Here is an 18,561-nt window from a genome sequence, read left to right on the forward strand (position 1 = left end):
GAACCGGGACGAGGCCGGCGCCGCAGCTTCAGGCCCGCACCTCGGGGCCGTTGTGGGAACGGGTCTGTCCGGAGCGGGAGACGACGGGCGACGAGCCGGCGGAGTTGGTGGTGTCGGAGGAGTCGACGCCGGCCGGTGTCGATGTGTCGACGAGCGCCACCGAGATGCTGGCGGACTCCGCCGAGGTGCTGGTCCGCTCTGCCGATGTGGCGGCGGAGACTGTCGAGTCCGCGCGTGACGCCGTCGAGTCCGTGCCGGAGGCCGTGGAGTCGGTGGGCAGTGCGCCGGTCGTGACTCGTCCACCACGGCCGGCCCGTCCGGTCGCAACCCCTCCGGCACCGAGCAGTCCGGCACCGATCCCTCCAGCACCGAGCAGTCCGGCACCGAGCAGTCCAGTCGCGAGCGCGGTGGCTGAGCGTGCGCCGCTGACCAGTGGCCCGGCCGCGAGTGCGCTTGTCGGCAGCGGCCCCGCCAGAAGGGCGCCCTCCCACGATGAACCGGTCCTCGATCTGCCCGGCGACGTCACCGATGATCCCTGGACCCTGCGGCCCGGGACCACGCTGCGCAGATGGCAGCGGGATGCGTTGGAGGCGTGGCGCAAGGCACAGCACATCGGCATCGTGCAGGCGGTCACCGGCACCGGCAAGACTCTGGTCGGCGTCGTCGCGATCGCCGCGGCACTGAAGGTCGGCATGCGGTGCGTCGTGCTGGTGCCGACCGATCAGCTCGTCAAGCAGTGGACGGCGGGTCCTGCACCGGTTCCTCCCCGAGGCCGTGGTGGTGCAGAAGGGGCAGGAGGCGTCGATCTGGGATGTCCGCGTCTCGACCGTGCAGACCGCCATGAATCGGAACTTCCAGTCGCGCCGGGAGGGCGCCATGCTGGTGGCCGACGAGTGCCACAGGTACGGCGCTCCCGGCTACGCACGGGCCCTCCAACGCGGGTACGTGTGGCGGCTGGGTCTCAGCGCCACCGCCGAGCGGGAGGACGACGGCGACCAGGTCCTGCGCTCCTACTTCCGGGGGATCTGCTTCGACGTCGACTACCGCCGGGCCGTCGACGACCATCTCATCGCCCCCTACGACATCGCCCTGGTGGGGGTGCCGCTGGGGGCCGGGGAACGGGCCGAGTACGAGGAACTCACCGAGGACATGAGTCGCCAGGCGATGCGGCTGCGTGATCTCGCCGGTGTCCCCGCCGAGCCCTTCTCCGCCTTCATGTCCACCGTCAGCGACCTTGCCAATGACTGGTCGTCGTCCTGGCGGGGGCTGGCGCGCAGCTACCTCGCGAAGTTCGCCCGGCGCCGGGATCTGCTGGCGGTCACCCAGATGAAGCAGCAGGCCCTGGGCATTCTCACCCCGGTGGTCGACCGGTCGCACGGGTCGTTGATCTTCACCCAGACCAAGGAGTCGGCCCACCAGGCCGCCACCCTGCTGGCCGACGCGGGGGTGTGGGCCGGCGAGGTGCACTCCGGACAGGGGGCCGAGGCACGCGAGGAGAAGATGTTCGAATTCGCGGCCGGAGCCACGAAGGCCCTGGCCGCTCCTCGGGTTCTCGACGAGGGGGTCGACGTCCCCGACGCCGATTTCGGTGTCGTGCTGGCCTCCAACCGGTCGCGGCGTCAGATGATCCAGCGGATGGGCCGGGTGCTGCGGCTCAAGGAGGACGACCGGCCGGCCCGGTTCGTCATCATGTATGCGATCGACACCGTGGAGGACCCGCACCATCTGGGGAAGATGCCCGACTTCTTCCACGGATGCCTGCCCTACGCGCGCAAGTGGGAGGAGTTCGATCTCAGCCTTCCCGGTGAGTCGGTCCGGCTGCTGGAGTTCCTGGGGGTCGATGACGCCACACCGGCGTGGGAGACCGATCGGGAGAAGCTCATCGGGCCGTCCCGCCGGCCGCCGGCCGAGGATGAGCCCGCTGCGCGGCAGGGCGTTGGCTCGCAGAACGGGCCGGGGCAGGAACCGACCACTGAGGAATCCACCACTCAGGCACCGACCGCTCAGGTGACGTCGACCCTGCCGGGCGCTGACGGGCGTGTTGCCGAGGACTCTCCTCGCCCGGTCGGCGAGCACGACGAGCTGACGGTCGCTGTCAAGGCCGCCGGGAAGAACCGTGACAGGGCTGGCAGCCCCGGACGGACCGGAGCCGAGGGGGACGACGAGGACCTCCTCGGCGACGTCATCGTCACCGGCGACATCGTCCACGACTACCTGCTGAACATCAGGCGGTACCCGCTGCTGGAAGGACGGGAGGAGGAGGTCCTCCTGGCCCGACGCATCGAGTGCGGCATCTATGCCGCCCATCTGCTGGAGACCGGGAGCTGGAGTGCCACTGCCAGCCGTGAGGAGTTGCAGCTGCTGGCGGATCAGGGAGCCGCGGCCTTCCGTCGCTTCGTCGTCTCCAACCTGAGACTCGTGGTGTCTGTTGTCAAGCGCTTCACGGACTCGAGACTGGAACTCATCGAACGCATCCAGGAGGGCAACACCGGACTCGTCCGAGCCGTGGAGAAGTTCGACCACACGCACGGGTTCAAGTTCTCCACCTATGCCACGTGGTGGATCAAGCAGGCAGCCACCAGGGCCGAGGCTGATCAAGGTTCCACGATCCGGATGCCGGTGCACTTCGTGGAGACGGTCAACAAGGTTCGGCGATGGTTGGGGGCGCGGGACCTGAGCCTGTCCGAGGGAGCCACGGCCTTCCCCGACGGGATCCCGGAACTGGAGGTATCGAAGGAGGAGCTTGTCCGGATCAGCCGCCTCGGCCGTCCCTTGGTGAGCATCGACGGGTTGCGGGACCTGGTGGACGACTCGATTCCGATGCACCCCCTCAACGGGTCTGAGCCCGTGGTGCCCGGTGCCGGCGGCGACCCGAATCTGGAGTTCGCGTACAAGGCCTTGGCGGAGTTAGAGGATGAGGACCCGCGGGCCTGCCGGGTGCTGCTCATGCGATGGGGTCTGGAGACTGGTGAGGCCGAGACTCTGGACACCGTCGGCTACGCGATCAAGCTCACTCGTGAGCGGATCCGTCAGATCGAGAAGGCCGCGATCCTGCGGCTCCGGGAGATCCTGCTCGAGATGGCGAAGGACCAAGAGCTTCCGGAGAATCGTCCGCGGTTCTACATCGACCCGTTCGCAGTGCCGCGGGTGAGAAAGAGGAAGCTCACACCCGCACGATCGCGTCGGCTCTGTCACAGGTAGCGCGGATGAGGACGGCGTTGCGCTCGTCGGGGCCCGCCGCCCAAGCGATGGCGGCGTCATGGGACTTGCCGAACCGTTCATGGCGGGCCGCCAGACGCCGCATCCGCAGATCCTCGTCGACGTCGACGTACCAGATCTCGTCCATCAACCCGTGCACCCGGCACCACGGCTCCTCCTCGAGGAGCAGGTAGTTGCCCTCGATGATCACCAGCGAGGTCGAGCACTCCACCGGGATCGCCCCGGTCACCCCGTTGTGGAGCTCACGCCGGTAGGCCGGCGCATAGGTGATCGGCTCGGTCGCGTCCGCCAGGCGTCTCACCATGGAGACGAATCCCCACGCGTCGAAGGTGTCGGGAGCCCCCTTGCGATCGACCCGACCCAGTTCCTCCAGCCGCGACTGCGCCAGGTGGAAGCCGTCCATCGGGACGACGGCCGCCTCGGTCCCCAGAGCCGAGGACAGCGTCGCCCCCAGGGTGGATTTGCCCGCCCCCGGCTCACCGGTGATCCCCAGCAGAACCCGCCCGCCTCGCCGTGCCAGCACACGGGCCCGATCGATCGCCCCGCTGGTCGTCAACTCCATCTCAGCTCCCACTGGCTAGATCCGCACCGCCTCAACCTCACCGCATCAAGCCGGCTGCCTCAAGCCGACTGCCTCAACACCCACTGCCTCAACTCGTGCTGCCTCGACTCGCATCGTGCGGGACAGTTCCGGCCGGACGGTCGACGGCGAACGCCAGGTGCGGCATGTCCACCCCGCGGTAGTGCTTCACGAACCGGCCGCGCACCGTCATGCCCAGACGGATCGCCACATTCATCGAGGCGATGTTCGTGTCGCGCACCTGGGCGTAGATCCGCTCGGCCCCGAGCTCACCGAAGCCATGATCACGACAGGCGGCGGCCGCCTCGGTGGCGTACCCGTGGTGCCAGAAGGAGCGGTTGAACAGGTAACCGACCTCCACGACGTCCTCGTCGAGGATCCGCTGCCGGGTCAGTCCGCACTGTCCGATCATCTGCCCGGTTCCCCGCAGCAGCACAGCCCACAGCCCGATCCCCTCATCGCGGTAGCGGGCGAGCATGCGATCCAGCCAGCCGACCACCTTCGCATCGGTGAACGCACCCTGGTAGGCGACCATCGTCTCCTCGTCCTGCATGATCGCCCGGAGCGCCGGCAGATCATGGACGCTCATCTCGCGGAGTTGCAGGCGCTCCGTCTCGACAATCACGTGGTGATCCTAACCGCACCGTCTGCTCGCTACTGTGGCCGCCATGGCAACCTTCGATCCGGCGGATCTCGCCCAGGTCCGCGCCGCCGCCGAGGCGGGAAAGCGCAGCCTGGGCGCCGGACCGAGGACCGCGATCGTCGCCGAGACCACCCTCACGGCGGCCGAACTGCACCCCGGCGCTCCCGAGGTGAGGGTCCGGATGCTCAGCCCGAGCAGCGAACCGCGCGGGCTGATGATCTACATCCACGGCGGCGGCTGGGTGATGTACTCCATCGACCACTACGACCGGCTCGCCCGCCATCTCGCCGATCTGACCGGGTGGGCGATCGTCATGATCGACTACCCGATCGCCCCGGAGCACCACTTCCCCGAACCCCTCGACTGCGCCTGGGAGGCGATCGGCTGGATGGAGGGTCCCGACGGTCGGGCCTGGCTGGACACCGAGATCGCGGTGCCGTCCCGCCGTGTGCTGGCCGGTGACTCCGCCGGCGGGAACATCGCCGCCGCCTGCCTGCTGCGCGCCCGCGACGGGAATGGGTTCCCCGGGGACCCTCGGAGCCCCCGGTCCGAAGTGGACCCCAGCTCCCCGCGGCCCCGACAGACCCTCCGGAATCTTCCGTCCTTCGACGGTGCGCTGCTGGTCTACCCGGTTCTCGATCATGACCTGGACCGGCCCAGCTACTTCCGAGCGCTGTTCCCCGCTGACATCGAGCGCGACGAGATGCGTGTCTGCTGGGACCTCTACTGTCCCGATCCCGCACTGCGTGAGAGTCCCGACGCCTCGCCGCTGCGCGCTGCCAGCCTTGCCGGACTGCCCCCGACGATGCTCATCACCGCCGAGGGGGATGTCCTCAACAGCGAGATCGACATCTATGCCGCACACCTGGCGGAGGCCGGAGTTCCGCTGGTCACCGAGCACTTCGCCGGGATCGGCCACGGCTGTCTCAACCTGTGGGGCTACAGCGCCGAGGTGGACCGGGTGATCGGCCAGATCGCCGGCTGGTTGGAGGGTGTCGGGGGCCGGTGAGCCGCTGTCGAAGGCGGTGTTCCGGCGTGTCGGCGGCCTCAAGAGCGGGTGAGCGCAGTGTTTCGGCGTGTGGAGTGAACATTTCACTCGCGGAACTGCCAGTTTCCGCCCGCGGAGGGCGGGACGGCCCCATTGGCGAGTGAAAGGTGCACCCCTCCCGGGCACAGCGAAGCCCCGGGGCGGTGTTCCGGCGTGTCGGCGGCCTCAAGGGCCGGTGAGCGCCGTCGAGTTCGGTGTTCCGTCGTGTCGGGCCCGTTGAGTGTGGCATCGGGTGCTTGGAGTGAACATTTCACTCGCGGAACTGGGGCTTCCGCGCTCGGGATCGCCGAGAGGGCCCATTGGCGAGTGAAAGGTGCACCTATCCCGGGCATAACGAGGCCCCGGCACGCCGAAGGCCCCGGCGCCACAAAGCGCCGGGGCCTTCGCCGAGAACAGGAAGAAGTGGTGCGGGAGGGCCTCAGATGACGTTGACCAGGTCGCACACGAAGACGAGGGTCTCCTTGGGGGCGATGACCCCGGGGATCCCGCGCTCGCCGTAGGCCAGCTGGTAGGGGATGGTGAGCTTGCGGCGCCCGCCGACCTTCATGCCCTGCACGCCGGTGTCCCAGCCGGGGATGACCTGGCCGACGCCGAGCTGGAAGGACAGCGCCTCCCCGCGGTTGTAGGAGGCGTCGAACTCCTTGCCGCTGCTGAGGGCGACACCGGCGTAGTGCACATCGACGAGGTTTCCGGCCGCCGCCTCGGGACCGTCGCCGACGATGATGTCCTCGATCACGAGATCGTCGGGGGCCGAATCGGGCAGGGTGACTTCAGGCTTCTGCATGGCGTCCACCCTATGGGCATCGGTCCCCCGACGGGAAGACGGCAGCGACAGGCCCGGCACCGCGAACCCCACCGAGGCAGGACGCCGGTCAGCCGAGCTGGCGGAAGACCGGCACCCCAGCGGTGGAGGGCTCCGGGCAGTACCGGTATCCGCCCAGTGAGAATCTCGTGACGCCGCGAGCCGAACGCACCCGCTCGCGCACCAGCCAGCCGGCCATCAGCCCTCGGGCCCGCTTGGCCGCAAATGAGATCACCTTCCACCGGCCGGACTGGTCGCGGTCCTCGAAACGGGGCGAGACGACCCTGGCCCCGAACCCCGGCTCACCGGCATTGCCGGCCGCGAACCGCTGCGACAGGCCCGTCAGGTCCACGCCACCGGCGTACTCCGCCGAGGCCAGGTTGACGATCACCCTGGCGCCGGGGGAGCAGGCCAGATCCTCGGCGACCGCCCGGGTGAGCCGGGGCCGCCAGAAGGAGTACAGGTCGGGTCCGCGATCGTTGGCCACCTTGATGCCCATCTCCAGCCGGTAGGGCTGGATGAGGTCCAGCGGACGCAGGATCCCGTAGAGCCCCGACAGGATGCGCAGGGTCTTCCCGGCCTCGGTCCAGTCGCGCTGGTCGAAGGTCCGTGGAGCCATCCCCTGGTACACCGCGCCGTTGAAGGTCAACGCTGCCGGGCGCGCGTTGGCCGGGGTGAACGGCGTCTGGAAATCGCGGTAGCGGTCGGCATTGAGCACCGCCAGCTCCTCGGAGATCCCCATCAGCCGGCGCAGCTCGGCGACCGGCTTGGTGCGCATGATCTCGATGAGGATCTCGGCCTGGTCGAGGTAGCGGGGCAGGGTGGAGCGCCGGGTGGTCAGCGGGGACTCCAGGTCGAGGGATTTGGCGGGGGAGACGAGGATCAGCACCCGCAGAAGACTAGCCACCGGGCGCCCCGACATCGAGACGCCGGCCCGCCGCGACCCGCCGGGCCCAGACGGTGGGACGACGATGACGCCGCCGAGCAGATGCTCGGCGGCGTCATCGGGTGATGGGCTCGGCTCGATCGCCGGAGCCCGCAGAGGAACCCGGAATCAGACTCCGGTGCTCGGCAGCCCGGGCCGGCTCGGGGAGCCGGTGGAGGTGGCCGAGGGGTTGGTGGCCGGCGGGACCACCGGGGAGGCCGGCGAGCTCGGCTCGGGGGTCGGGGTGGAGGGCACTCCGGCCTTGACGACCTTCGCCTCACCGCCGACCGAGGTCACCTTCACCGAACCGTCGGCATTGAGCTGGACGGTCGCAGAGGTGGCGGCCGCCAGGTTGAGGCGCTGCCAGGAACCCGAGTTGGAGGTACCCGACAGGTCCAGGACGTTGCCGGAGGCGACCTGGGTCTGAGCCAGCACCGAGGTGCGCTGGGCATCGGTGAGGGTCGGGAAGGCGGTCAGCAGCAGGTTCTCGGCGCCCTGGGGAACCGCAGGTGCCGCAGTGGTCGAGTGGGTGGGCGTGAAGCCGTAGTCGATCCGCTCGGTGTAGACCTTCACCGCGGACTGCCGATCGGTGACGATCTGGCTGGTGCCGCCGGGGATGGCCTTACCGCCGTAGGGATTGTCGGTGTAGGCCTTGTCCTTGGCGATGCACTTGGCCAGCAGATCGCCGCACTGGGCCTGGAGGTAGTTGATCAGCTCCTGGCGGGCCGGGTTCAGCACCTCGGTGCGGAACTGGGCGTCGGACCACCGGGTGGCCAGCGCCGCCTCGCCGTCGATCCGTCCGCCCATGATGTCCAGCGGGTAGTGGACGCCGAGCACGATCCGGTTGTTACCGGCCTCGGAGGTGCGCGCCAGGATCTCGGGCGCCAGCTCGGGCAGCAGAGTCGCCAGGGTGATGCCGGCCTGGTAGGCGGTGGTGGTGTGGCCCGACGGGTAGGAGCCGCCGGTGCAGATCCCCGCGGTGCCGTAGCCGGGGTCCAGCGAGACATCGGTGGAGGCGAAGTCGTGGGTGCTGTCGACCACCGGCGCCAGCCGGGTGATCTTCAGCGAACCATCAGCATTGGCCCAGTCCTTGCCCGTCCGGTTCGGGGTCACCGAGGAGCCGTTGATCTTCGAGGGATCACAGGCCGCCTCGTCGCCCTCGACCGCCTTGGAGGTGGCGCTGGCCGCCAGGAAGGGGCGCGGGTAGCTGAAGGTGGCCTTGGCCTGGCCGGTTCCCACATAGGCGCCGGTGGTGCCGTTCTCGCTGGAGATCAAGGCGTCGACCAGGGGCAGTTTGCCCTCGATGCGGCCGGTCGCGTAGATCTTGCCCAGGGACTGGCCCAGGCCGTCGGCGATCGAGATGGACTGGTCATAGCCCGAGCCGTCGGCGTTCTTGTAGGCCGAGTTCTGGAGGGCGCGGAACTGCTGGTTCTTGGTGGCGTTCTGGGCTCATCGCGAATGAGAGTGTAGGAGCGGTCTGAATCCGCCGGCTTCGAGGAGCGATCTGGCGACGTAGTGCGTGAGGTTCCGGAAGCCGAGGGCGGAACCGCGAAGGTGCTCGAGCCGGCCGTTGATGGCCTCCGTTGGGCCGTTGCTCGTTCCGGGGCGGTCGAAGAACGCGAGGATGTCCGCGGCGCGCTGCTTCAGCGTGCGGCCGAGGCGACGGATCTCGTTGAGCAGCGCGGGGACGCCGTTGCTGACAGAGTCGATCACCGCCCGCATCATCTCCTTCGCCTTGTTCTTGTCGGGTTCGCGGTAGGCGGCGACGATGCGCTGGTAGATGCCCCAGGTCGCTTCGACCTCGACGTGCTCCTCGGCGGCGAACACCGCGTCGAGCCGCGCGGTCTGTTTCTTGGTGAGGAAGCTCGCGCCGGTGTGGAGGGTGCGGCGGACCCCGTAGAGCGGGTCGCCGGCGTGACCGCGGTGCCCGAGTGTGTCTTGCTGGACGCGCTGCCGGGTCCGGTCGAGCGCGTCGCCGGCCAGGCGGACGACGTGGAACGGGTCCATCACCGGGACCGCGTCGGGGAGCTCTTCGGCCGCGGCGGTCTTGAACCCGGAGAACCCGTCCATCGCGACCACCTCGATCCGGCTCGACCACTCCGCAGGCCGGGCGGCGAGCCACTCCTTGAACACCTGCTTCGAGCGGCCCTCGACCATGTCCAGCAGCCTGGCCGGGCCCGTCTTGTTCCTCGCGGGGGTGAGGTCGATGATCACGGTCACGTCCTTCTCGCCAAACCGTGTGTGACGCCAGACGTGCTCATCGACACCGATCGTGGTGACCCCGTCGAACCTCGCCGGGTCGTCGATCAGGCGACGCTTGCCTTCGGCGATGATCGCGGTGTTCGCGGTATGCCACGACACCCCGAGCCCTGCTGCGGCGCGGGAGACGGTGAGGTGGTCGACCACGATCGCCGTGAGTGCCCACCCGATCCCGCCGCGGGAGATCTTCTCCCTCGGCGCCGCCGCCTTCGACGTGTCCTGCCGCCAGGTCCGGCGGCAGTGCGTGCACCGGTAGCGGCGCACCCGGACCAGCAGCGTCGTCGGCCGATGCCCGAACGGCTCATGCGCCAGCGGCCGCGTCACCGTGTCACGCGGCACGCCCTCCGCGCCGCACTTCCGACACCACGGGTCGTCCTCGACGACGCGGCACTCCAGCACCGCCCGATCGGCCTCGAGCAGCTGCCCGACGGCTTGAAGGCCGAGCTCGTCGAGACGGCAGAACGTGGTCAGGTCAGGGGTCACGAACGTAGGGTGGTGCAAGTCGAGGTCTTCCGGCGGATGGTGAGCGTGAGAACTTCCATCCTGGAAGACCTCGACGCCTATCCGCGAACCAGCCGGCGGTCCCGGGCTACACCCTCAACTGCGAAGAGCCGCGTTCTGGTTGATCCAGCTGGTGAGCCGGTCGTTCCACTGCAGGGTTCCGGGATCCTTCACGGTGCCGTGCAGGTCGTTGGCCCCCGAGGGCTGCCAGACCGAGAAGTAGCCGCCCAGAGCCGAGACCAGGTCGGGCGGGGTGGAGTCGCTGGGGTATCCGGCCGCCGAGGCGGTGGCTCCGGAGGCGACCACGGTGGCACCGAGCACCGCGGCTGCCGTGGCTGCCTTGAGAGCGGTGCGCAGATGCGAACGTGGTGTGGTGTTCGGCCTGGTCCCTGGCCGTGTCGTCGTGCAGGTCATGCGGTGGTATGTCCTCCCAGATCGGCGGGCTCCAGAAAGGGGTCCGTGTCGTCGGAGACGCTATCGACCTGAGATGAAGCTGAGATGTACTCGGGGTAACCTCCAGGTTTTCACCGTGGGAGAACCACCCTCAGCCGACCTGATCGGCCGCCGTGATGTCCTCTGAGGCCTTGGAGAACACCTCGGCGTACAGGCAGGCCGAGTCGTGGCCACCGGCTCCGTCGTCTCGGGGTAGCAGTTCCGGGACCTTCACCGAGCAGTCCTCGTGGGCCCGCCAGCAGCGGGTGTGGAAGCGGCATGCCGAGGGCGGGTTGGCCGGCGAGGGGACGTCGCCGTGCAGCACGATGAGTTCCCTCTTGTCGCGAGCCTCCGGGTCGGGCACCGGCACCGCCGACATCAGGGCCTGGGTGTAGGGGTGGGTGGAACGGTCGTAGATCTGGTCCTCGTCCCCCATCTCCATGAACCTGCCGAGGTACATCACCCCGACCCGGTCGGAGATGTGACGGACCACCGACAGGTCGTGGGCCACGAAGATGTAGGCCAGATTGAGATCCTTCTGGAGGCGGACCAGCAGGTTGACCACCTGCGCCTGGACCGAGACGTCCAGGGCCGAGACCGGCTCGTCGCAGACCAGCACCTTCGGGTTCAGCGCGATGCCGCGGGCGATGCCGATCCGCTGACGCTGCCCGCCGGAGAACTCATGGGGGTAGCGGTTGATGTGCTCGGGATTGAGCCCCACCAGTTCCAGCAGCTCCTTGACCCGGGCTTGCCGTCGGCCGGCCGGCACCACCTCGGGGTGGATCTTGAAGGGCTCGGCGATGATGTCGCCGACCGTCTTGCGCGGGTCAAGGGAGGTGTAGGGGTCCTGGAAGACGATCTGGATGTCGCGGCGAAGGCGTCGCATCTGCGAGCCGCGCAGTGTGGTGATGTCCTGGCCCTGGAAGATGATCGACCCGGAGGTGGGCTTCTCCAGGCTCACCAGCAACCGCCCCAGCGTCGACTTCCCGCAGCCGGACTCCCCGACGATGCCCAGCGTCTCGCCGGGGAACAGGTCGAAGGAGACCCCGTCGACGGCCTTCACATGGCCGACGGTGTGGCGGATCACCCCGCTGGACAGCGGGTAGTACTTGGTGAGGTTGCGGGCCGACAGGATCGGTTCGACGCCGACGTGGCGGCTCGCCCGGGTCGGTCCGAGGTCCTCTGTGGTCGGACCGACGCCCGACGGCGTCAGTGCCCTGCGCGGTTCGGAACCGCTGCTCAGCTCAGACTCGCTCACGGTTGAGCACCTCCTCGGTGTGGTAGCAGGCCGCGAACCGGCCGTCCTCGACCTCGATCAGGGGCGGGGCGCCAGGTGTGCGGCACTTGTCGGTGGCGAATCGGCAGCGAGGGTTGAAGGAGCACCCGGTCGGCAGATTGGTCAGCGACGGAGGCAGCCCGCCGATCGCGTAGAGCTGCTCTCCCTTCTGGTCGAGCCGGGGGATCGAGTCGATCAGCCCGACGGTGTAGGGGTGGGCCGGATTGGCGTAGAGCCGGTGGACGTCGCAGTGCTCGACGAACCGGCCGCAGTACATCACCGCGATGTCGTCGGCGACATCGGCCACCACTCCCAGGTCGTGGGTGATGAGGATGAGACCCATCCCCGACTCCTCCTGGAGCTCCTTGAGAAGGGTCATGATCTGCGCCTGGACGGTGACGTCCAGCGCAGTGGTGGGCTCGTCGGCGATCAGCACCCTCGGGTTCAACGCGATCGCCATCGCGATCATGATCCGCTGGCGCATCCCTCCGGAGAACTGGTGCGGGTAGTTGCCGGCGCGCTCCTTGGCGGCCGGGATGCGCACTCTCTCCATCAGCTTGACGGCCTCGGCCTGGGCGTCGGATCGGTTCATCCCGCGGTGCACCCGAAACATCTCGGCGATCTGCCAGCCCACCGGGAAGACCGGATTGAGGGAGCTCAGCGCATCCTGGAAGATCATCGCGATGTGGTCCCCGCGGACCCGGCGCATGTCCTTCTCCTCCATCTTCAGCAGATCGGTGCCGCAGTAGTTCACCTGGCCCCCGGTGACGTAGGCCGGCGGGGTGTCGAGGATTCCCATGATGGCCTGGGCGGTCACCGACTTGCCTGATCCCGACTCGCCCAGGATGGCCAGGGTCTCGCTGTGGGACAGCGAGAAGGTGACGCCGTTGATCGCCTTCGCGACACCGTCCCGGGTGCGGAACTCGACATGGAGATCATTGACGTCCAGGACCTTGCCGTCGGTCGGTCTGAGATCGAGACGTGTCGACTTTCGAGACATTCGCTGAATCCTTCCGGTCAGTGACGCTTGGGGTCGAAGGCGTTCTGGGCAGCCTCGCCGAGGAAGATGAAGGCCAGCACGGCCAGTGACAGGAACAGCGAGGGGAACAGCAGCATGTGCGGGGCCGACCGCACATATCCCAGTCCGGAGGCGTCCGAGATCGAGACGCCCCAGGAGATCGCCGGTTCCTGGAGGCCGATACCCAGATAGCTCAGCGTCGCCTCGATCGCGATGTAGCTGCCCAGATTGATGGCTGAGACCACCATCACCGGGGCCATCGCGTTGGGCAGCACGTGGCTGAGGATGATCCGGCCGGGCCGGGCTCCCAGCGCCTTGGCGGCCTGGATGTAGTCGTTGGGCATCACCTGGAGTACCGAGGAGCGCATCAGGCGAGCGATCGAGGGCCAGCCGAGGATGGCCAGCGCCGCCACCACCTTGAGGACCACGACGATGTAGGGAGTGCCCACCTGGTTGGGGAAGGTGTACAGGATGATGATGCCGCCCAGCAGCAGCGGGATGGCATAGAAGATGTCGCCGGTGCGGCTCAGCAGGGCGTCCAGCCAGCCGCCCCGGAACCCGGCGACCAGTCCGAAGGCGGAGCCGATGATCGCGGTCCCCATGGTGGCCAGGATGCCCACCAGAATGGAGGAGCGGGCGCCGTAGATGGTGCGGGCGTAGACGTCGCAGCCCTGGATATCGGTGCCGAACCAGTGCACCGGGGAAGGCAGATGGCGGGCCGCCGCCAGATCGCACGCACGTGGATCCTTGCCGGTGAACACGCCGGGGAACAGCGCCATCACGATGAAGACGACGATCAGCACCGCCGAGATCCAGAACAGCGGGTCGCGCCGCAGATCGTGCCAGGCGTCGGTCCACAGCGATCGCGGCCGGGTGCCGACCACCGGGCCGCCGACGGTCGCGTCGATGCCCGACAGGTCCGACGCCAGGGTGGCGGCTCCGGCCTCGGCCCCCGAGCCGCCGATGGCCTCGCTCTCACCAGTGGTGCGTCGTGCAGTGGTGTTCAGTTGGTCAGTCATGGCTGATCCTCGGGTCGAGCACCCCGTACAGCAGATCGACGAGGAGGTTGGCGAGCAGATAGACAAGGACCAGGCAGGTCACCGCGCCGACCACCGAGACGCCGTCCCGCTGGCTGATCGAGCGGAAGATGAAGTTGCCGATCCCGTTGATGTTGAAGATCCGCTCGGTGACGATCGCACCGCCCATCAAGGCCCCGAAGTCGTAGCCGATGAAGGTGATCACCGGGATCAGCGAGTTGCGCAGGGTGTGGATGGTGACGATCCGGAAACTGGACAGTCCCTTGGCCTTGGCGGTACGCACGTAGTCGGCGTGCTGGTTGTCGATGAGGTTGGCCCGGGTCAGCCGGGCCACGTAGGCCACCGACAGGGCGCCCAGCACGAACCCTGGTAACACCAGCTGCCCCCAGGAGCCATCGCCGGCGGTCACCGGGAACCAGCCCAGTTTCATGCCGAAGACCAGCTGCGCCAGGGAGCCGATGACGAAGATTGGGATGGAGATGACCACCAGGGAGGAGACCAGGATGAGGTAGTCGACGAACCTGCCCTTGCAGACGCCGGCGACCACCCCGGCGGAGATGCCGACGAAGATCTCGACGAGCACTGCGATGAGCGCCAGCCGGATCGTCACCGGGTATCGGATGGCCAGCTCGCTGATGACCGTGTTGCCGTAGAAGTTCACGCCGAGATCTCCCCGCAGCAGCTTGCTCATGTAGATGCCGTACTGCGCCAGCAGGGGTTGGTCCAGGTGGTACTCGGCGCGGAAGGCGGCCACATAGGCGGGCGGGCACGGCCTCTCGCCGCATCGTCCGGCAGTGGGGTCGCCGGGCAGCGCGAAGACCAAACAGAACAGGATGAACGTGGCACCGATGATCACCGGGATCATCTGCAGCAGCCGCCGGATGACGTATTTCAGCACTTCGGACTCCTCACAACTGTCTCCTCCCAACTGGGGACGGTCCGCCGGACTGATGTCCGGCGGACCGTCTGTGGTCAGACCAGCTGGACCATTCGGGGTTGGATCACTTGACGCTGATCGCGGTCAGGTCGATGGTGCCGAACGGAGTGAGTTTGACGTTGGTCACCTTGGTGGACCAGGCATAGGGCGTCGACACGGTCCACAGCGGGATCGCCGGCATGTCCTGCGCCAGCAGCGCCTCGGCCTCCTGGTACAGCTTGTTGGCCTGGGCGTCGTCGGGGGCGGCCGCGGCCTGCTGCAGTTTGGCGTCGAAGGCCTTGTTGGAGTAGTCGCCGTCATTCGACGAGGCTCCGGTGGCGTACAGCGGGGTGAGGAAGTTCTCGATGGAGGGGTAGTCCATCTGCCAGCCGGTGCGGAAGAAGCCCATCAGCTCACGCTTGGTGACCTGGTCGCGCAGGGTCTTGAAGTCCGGGGCGACCTTGAGCTGGCAGTTGAGGCCGAGGTCGTTCTTCCAGCCGTTGCAGACGGCCTGGGACCAGGCCTTGTGGTCACCGTCGCCGTTGACTGCGATGGTGAGGGTGCCCTTGTAGCCGCCGGCCTTGTCGTACATGGCCTTGGCCTTGGTCTTGTCATAGGTGCACCACTGGCCGCACTGGCCCTTCTTGTAGCCGTCGACCACCGGGGAGACCCAGCCGTCGGCGGGGGTGCGCGACCCGGCGAAGATCTGCTTGGTGATGGTGGCCCGGTCGATGTCCATGCTCAGGGCCTTGATGAGGTCCTGGTTGGCCAGCTGCTTGTCCTTGCTGGAGGCCGTGATGGTCTGGGTGACGCCGGACTGGCGGATCCCCCAGCGGTTCGGCAGATCGTTCTTCCACTGATCGTTGGTGAGCTGATCGGTGGGGATCAGGTCGGAGACGTCCAGATTGTTGGCGACCACGTCGTTGTAGGCGGGGCCGGCGTCGTTGTAGATCTTGTAGTCGACCTCATCGACGTGCGGCTTGACCTTGCCGGAGTAATTCGGGTTCTTCTTGAGCACGATCTGGGTGGCCGTGTTCTGGCTGATCGTGAACGGGCCGGCGCCGATCGGGAACTTCTCCCACTTCTTGTCGGTGGGGTTGGCCAGGAAGGAGTCCGGCAGCGGGGCGAAGGCGGTGTAACCCAGTCGCACCTTGAGGTTGGAGACCTTCTCGCTGGTGGAGATCGTGAAGGTGTGGTCGTCGACGACCTTCAGTCCGCTCATGGTCTTGGCCTTGGGCTTGACCTTGCAGTCGGCGTCGCCGCACTGGACGTCGGTGTAGCCGGCAATCGGCTCGAAGAAGTACGCGTTCTGCTGGGCATTGGGGCCGTAGGCCGCCCAGTTCCAGCCGTCGACGAAGTTCTTCGCCTTGACCTCGGTGCCATCGGAGAACTTGTATCCGGGGTTGAGCTTGACCGTGAAGTGCTGGTTGTCGGTGGTCTCGATCGACTGGGCGACATCGAGCTCGGGGGCCGCGGTGTCGGAGTTGTAGTGCACGAGCTTGGCCGTCACGGCGTCCAGGACGTTGCCTCCGCAGACCTCATTGGTGTCTGAGGGGATGAGCGGGTTCTGGGCGGTGCAGCCTCGGACGGTGATCGTTCCGCCGTCCTTGGCGGGTCCGGCCGACGTGGCAGTACCGGCGCTGGAACTGGACGAGTCGCTCGGTGCGGCGACGTCCTGACCGCAAGCTGCCAGCAGCATCACCCCCGAAATCGAGAGCGCCACGAGTGGCGTGATTCGACGCATCAATGTCTCCTCGGAGCAATTGGAGACGATGCCTATCTGGCACCGCCGGCCACCCCTCGGTCTCAGCACGGCTGATACACAGGATGGACAGGGTCAGATCTTGCCCCTCGCACAACGGCTGCTGCCCCGATTTCACGTTCGCGAAACAGCATCGTTAGCATTTCGCAACCATCGGACGGGGCAATGTCAGGAATGTCACGCCCGACACCTGAATGGTGGGCAGGGGGAGAGGCCATGGCGGGACACGGGCTCAGCAGGATTCACGAGGAATGGTTGCGACTCTCCTTGGCGCGGATCAGATCAATGGCGATGACGGTCCCGATCATCGCCCCGCGGTGCAGCGGCGGCAGATCGGGGGCCAGCTCGAGCACGTAACGGTCATGGCCCATCAGGGCCTGGGACAGCCCGACCATCGCCCGGGTGACGCGGGCGGCCACCGCGGACCCCTGACTGATGGTGAAGTCGCGGCGGAACACCGATCCGGTGCACTGCAGCAGGCTGCCATCACTCAGCTCCACCCGCATGGTGCGCGACAGCAGTGAGAACTGCTTGGTGATGGTGGCCATCGACAGGCCGTTGCCGTCGCTGACGGTGTAGGTGTCACGGGAGAACAGATTGTGCGGGTCAGAGATCCGCAACACCGGGTAGCCGTTCTCCACGACTGTGAGGTCGCGGGCCCCGACGAGTGCACGCGAGGCCCCCGAACCCTCCGTGTGGATGCTGGCGATCTGGGCGCCCGAGGCATCCAGGATGGCGAAGTCGTTGCGGAGGAAGGACCGGATCTGCTGGAGGATGAGGACGTTCTGGTCGACGAGTGCCACGGCACCATCGTCTCGTGCCGGACCGGCCCAGCCGGGAGGACACTCCGTGAGTCATTTGTCAGGTAGTTGACAATCGGGCAGGGGGAGGGCATCCTGGAGATATGTCAGGTACCTGACAGATATCCAGTGATCGATGAGAGGACCACTCACATGACAGAGAACACCACCAACCCACCAGAGGACAGGGCCGATGGGCCCACCGACGACCAGGGATCGGCCAGCGAGCAGATCGATCCGCGACGCCTGGCTGCCGAACGGCTGAGCTACCTCGCCGTCCTGCAGTTCCAGGATCGACGCCGAGGCGGCCGGAGGGCCGAGCCGTGGCGAGACCCGCGGCACGGACAGGGACGGGCTCTGGCCCTGCTGAAACTCAAGCCGGAGATGACCCAGCGCGAACTGACCTATCTGATGGGGATGTCGCGCCAGTCGATCGCCGAGCTGCTGCGCAAGCTGGAGGGCCAGGGGCTCGTCGAGCGCAGGCCCTCCGAGGAGGACCGTCGCACCGTGCTCGTCAGCCTCACCGAGGCCGGCCGCGCGATCGATCAGGACCAGGACTCCGCCGCCTCATCGAGGCCGGGGCTGATGGACTGCCTCAGCGACGAGGAGGCGGCCACCCTGGCCGGCTTCCTCGGCCGGATCATCGATGAGCTCGAGGAGCGCGTCGGTGGTGATCTCGAGCACCGTCGCGAGATGGTCGCCGAGTTCTGGCGGTCCCGAGCCGCCGGTCCGCATCCCCACGGCGACCATCCGGGCCCCGCCGGCTTCCCGGGACTCCCCGGTTTTCCGGGCTTCGGTCCCTGGGGCGGCCCAGGAGGCGCTCCGGTGCCTCCGGAAGAGGGTCCCTGCGGTCCCGAGAGGCACGGGGGATTCGAGAGGCACGGGGGATTCGAGAGGCCGGAGGACCACGGGTCCCGCGGTGCGGGTCACCATCGTCATGGTCACGGCCCGCACGGCCCAGGCTCGCACTCGGGCTCCCGATGGGCAGGCGGACGGCCGGGTCAGTGACCGCGTCCGCGCGAGCTCACCATCGACCCCGACCGCGGTCACCGATCAACGGTGCGCCGCGGACCCACCCGCAGAAAGCAATAGCCCGAACCCACGATCCGTGGGTTCGGGCTATTGCGATGTCCTGAGACATCACATGGTCGGGGTGACAGGATTTGAACCTGCGACCTCCTCGTCCCGAACGAGGCGCGCTACCAAACTGCGCCACACCCCGATGCCTCGGCAGGGCTGTCACCAGCCCGTAGAGCCGAGGGCCAGCTTAGCCCAATCGACTCGTCCCTCACCAATCGGCCTGACCTGGGCCCCGCGGGCCCGCCCGATCCGGTCCGGGAAGG

18 protein-coding genes and 1 tRNA gene are annotated in these 18,561 nt (G+C 67.7%); 4 read left to right on the forward strand and 15 right to left on the reverse strand.

Annotated elements, in window-relative coordinates:
* Nucleotides 1-28: 28 nt before the first annotated feature.
* Entirely contained in the window at nt 29-694 is a 666-nt protein-coding gene (locus G554_RS17925; protein ID WP_051232330.1) for a hypothetical protein, read from the reverse strand.
* Between G554_RS17925 and G554_RS18630 the strand changes: the two genes are divergently transcribed.
* On the forward strand, nt 585-1,178 hold the full coding sequence (locus G554_RS18630; protein WP_425393333.1) for a DEAD/DEAH box helicase family protein: 594 nt from the start codon (nt 585-587) through the stop codon (nt 1,176-1,178). The two genes, G554_RS17925 and G554_RS18630, sit on opposite strands and share 110 nt — an antisense overlap.
* 148 nt (nt 1,179-1,326) lie before the next feature.
* The gene (locus G554_RS16615; protein WP_425393334.1) at nt 1,327-3,201 is read left to right on the forward strand and encodes a sigma-70 family RNA polymerase sigma factor; all 1,875 of its coding nucleotides are present in this window, start codon (nt 1,327-1,329) and stop codon (nt 3,199-3,201) included.
* Here the strand turns inward: G554_RS16615 and G554_RS0103175 are convergent.
* Both G554_RS0103175 and G554_RS14400 read right to left on the reverse strand, forming a co-directional pair.
* A complete protein-coding gene (locus G554_RS0103175; protein WP_027586769.1) occupies nt 3,164-3,781 on the reverse strand; it encodes a nucleoside/nucleotide kinase family protein in 618 nt (205 codons plus the stop codon). The two genes, G554_RS16615 and G554_RS0103175, sit on opposite strands and share 38 nt — an antisense overlap.
* A gap of 88 nt (nt 3,782-3,869) precedes the next feature.
* A complete protein-coding gene (locus tag G554_RS14400; protein WP_051232333.1) occupies nt 3,870-4,424 on the reverse strand; it encodes a GNAT family N-acetyltransferase in 555 nt (184 codons plus the stop codon).
* Nucleotides 4,425-4,467: 43 nt separating this feature from the next.
* Between G554_RS14400 and G554_RS14405 the strand changes: the two genes are divergently transcribed.
* On the forward strand, nt 4,468-5,451 hold the full coding sequence (locus G554_RS14405; RefSeq protein WP_051232335.1) for an alpha/beta hydrolase: 984 nt from the start codon (nt 4,468-4,470) through the stop codon (nt 5,449-5,451).
* A gap of 457 nt (nt 5,452-5,908) precedes the next feature.
* On the opposite strand, the gene G554_RS0103190 is transcribed toward G554_RS14405, so the two are convergent.
* The 11 genes from G554_RS0103190 to G554_RS0103245 all read right to left on the reverse strand — a co-directional run bounded on the left by G554_RS0103190 (nt 5,909) and on the right by G554_RS0103245 (nt 17,221).
* Nucleotides 5,909-6,274 carry an FKBP-type peptidyl-prolyl cis-trans isomerase gene (locus G554_RS0103190; protein ID WP_027586770.1) on the reverse strand — a complete coding sequence of 122 codons (366 nt, stop codon included), beginning with the start codon at nt 6,272-6,274 and terminating at the stop codon, nt 5,909-5,911.
* Between the two features lie 88 nt (nt 6,275-6,362).
* Nucleotides 6,363-7,181, reverse strand: coding sequence for a YaaA family protein (locus G554_RS0103195; RefSeq protein ID WP_027586771.1), 819 nt, complete (start codon nt 7,179-7,181; stop codon nt 6,363-6,365).
* 165 nt (nt 7,182-7,346) lie between these two features.
* Nucleotides 7,347-8,492: a phosphatase PAP2 family protein gene (locus tag G554_RS14410; protein ID WP_245569924.1), complete on the reverse strand. Its 1,146-nt coding sequence runs from the start codon at nt 8,490-8,492 to the stop codon at nt 7,347-7,349.
* 174 nt (nt 8,493-8,666) lie between these two features.
* Complete coding sequence (locus tag G554_RS0103210; protein ID WP_027586772.1) at nt 8,667-9,977, reverse strand: ISL3-like element ISPfr18 family transposase; 1,311 nt, start codon at nt 9,975-9,977, stop codon at nt 8,667-8,669.
* Between the two features lie 96 nt (nt 9,978-10,073).
* Nucleotides 10,074-10,391 carry a hypothetical protein gene (locus G554_RS0103215; RefSeq protein WP_027586773.1) on the reverse strand — a complete coding sequence of 106 codons (318 nt, stop codon included), beginning with the start codon at nt 10,389-10,391 and terminating at the stop codon, nt 10,074-10,076.
* Between the two features lie 130 nt (nt 10,392-10,521).
* Nucleotides 10,522-11,544 (reverse strand): ABC transporter ATP-binding protein, encoded by a 1,023-nt coding sequence (locus G554_RS0103220; protein ID WP_051232358.1) that lies wholly within the window; start codon nt 11,542-11,544, stop codon nt 10,522-10,524.
* A gap of 109 nt (nt 11,545-11,653) precedes the next feature.
* Entirely contained in the window at nt 11,654-12,685 is a 1,032-nt protein-coding gene (locus G554_RS0103225; protein WP_027586775.1) for an ABC transporter ATP-binding protein, read from the reverse strand.
* Between the two features lie 17 nt (nt 12,686-12,702).
* Nucleotides 12,703-13,722, reverse strand: coding sequence for an ABC transporter permease (locus G554_RS0103230; RefSeq protein ID WP_084648275.1), 1,020 nt, complete (start codon nt 13,720-13,722; stop codon nt 12,703-12,705).
* Complete coding sequence (locus tag G554_RS0103235) at nt 13,715-14,638, reverse strand: ABC transporter permease (RefSeq protein WP_027586777.1); 924 nt, start codon at nt 14,636-14,638, stop codon at nt 13,715-13,717. Before G554_RS0103235 ends, G554_RS0103230 begins: the two co-directional genes overlap by 8 nt.
* Nucleotides 14,639-14,741: 103 nt before the next feature.
* Nucleotides 14,742-16,400 (reverse strand): peptide ABC transporter substrate-binding protein, encoded by a 1,659-nt coding sequence (locus G554_RS0103240; protein WP_027586778.1) that lies wholly within the window; start codon nt 16,398-16,400, stop codon nt 14,742-14,744.
* Between the two features lie 260 nt (nt 16,401-16,660).
* A complete protein-coding gene (locus G554_RS0103245; protein WP_027586779.1) occupies nt 16,661-17,221 on the reverse strand; it encodes an LURP-one-related/scramblase family protein in 561 nt (186 codons plus the stop codon).
* Between the two features lie 150 nt (nt 17,222-17,371).
* On the opposite strand from G554_RS0103245, the gene G554_RS18495 reads away from it, so the two are divergent.
* The gene (locus G554_RS18495) at nt 17,372-18,226 is read left to right on the forward strand and encodes a MarR family winged helix-turn-helix transcriptional regulator (RefSeq protein WP_051232337.1); all 855 of its coding nucleotides are present in this window, start codon (nt 17,372-17,374) and stop codon (nt 18,224-18,226) included.
* Between the two features lie 137 nt (nt 18,227-18,363).
* On the opposite strand, the gene G554_RS0103255 is transcribed toward G554_RS18495, so the two are convergent.
* Nucleotides 18,364-18,440: transfer RNA gene (locus G554_RS0103255), tRNA-Pro, on the reverse strand.
* Nucleotides 18,441-18,561 lie beyond the last annotated feature (121 nt).

Origin of the sequence: Acidipropionibacterium thoenii DSM 20276, assembly GCF_000423445.1 — a bacterium.
GTDB classification, from domain to species: Bacteria; Actinomycetota; Actinomycetes; order Propionibacteriales; family Propionibacteriaceae; genus Acidipropionibacterium; species Acidipropionibacterium thoenii.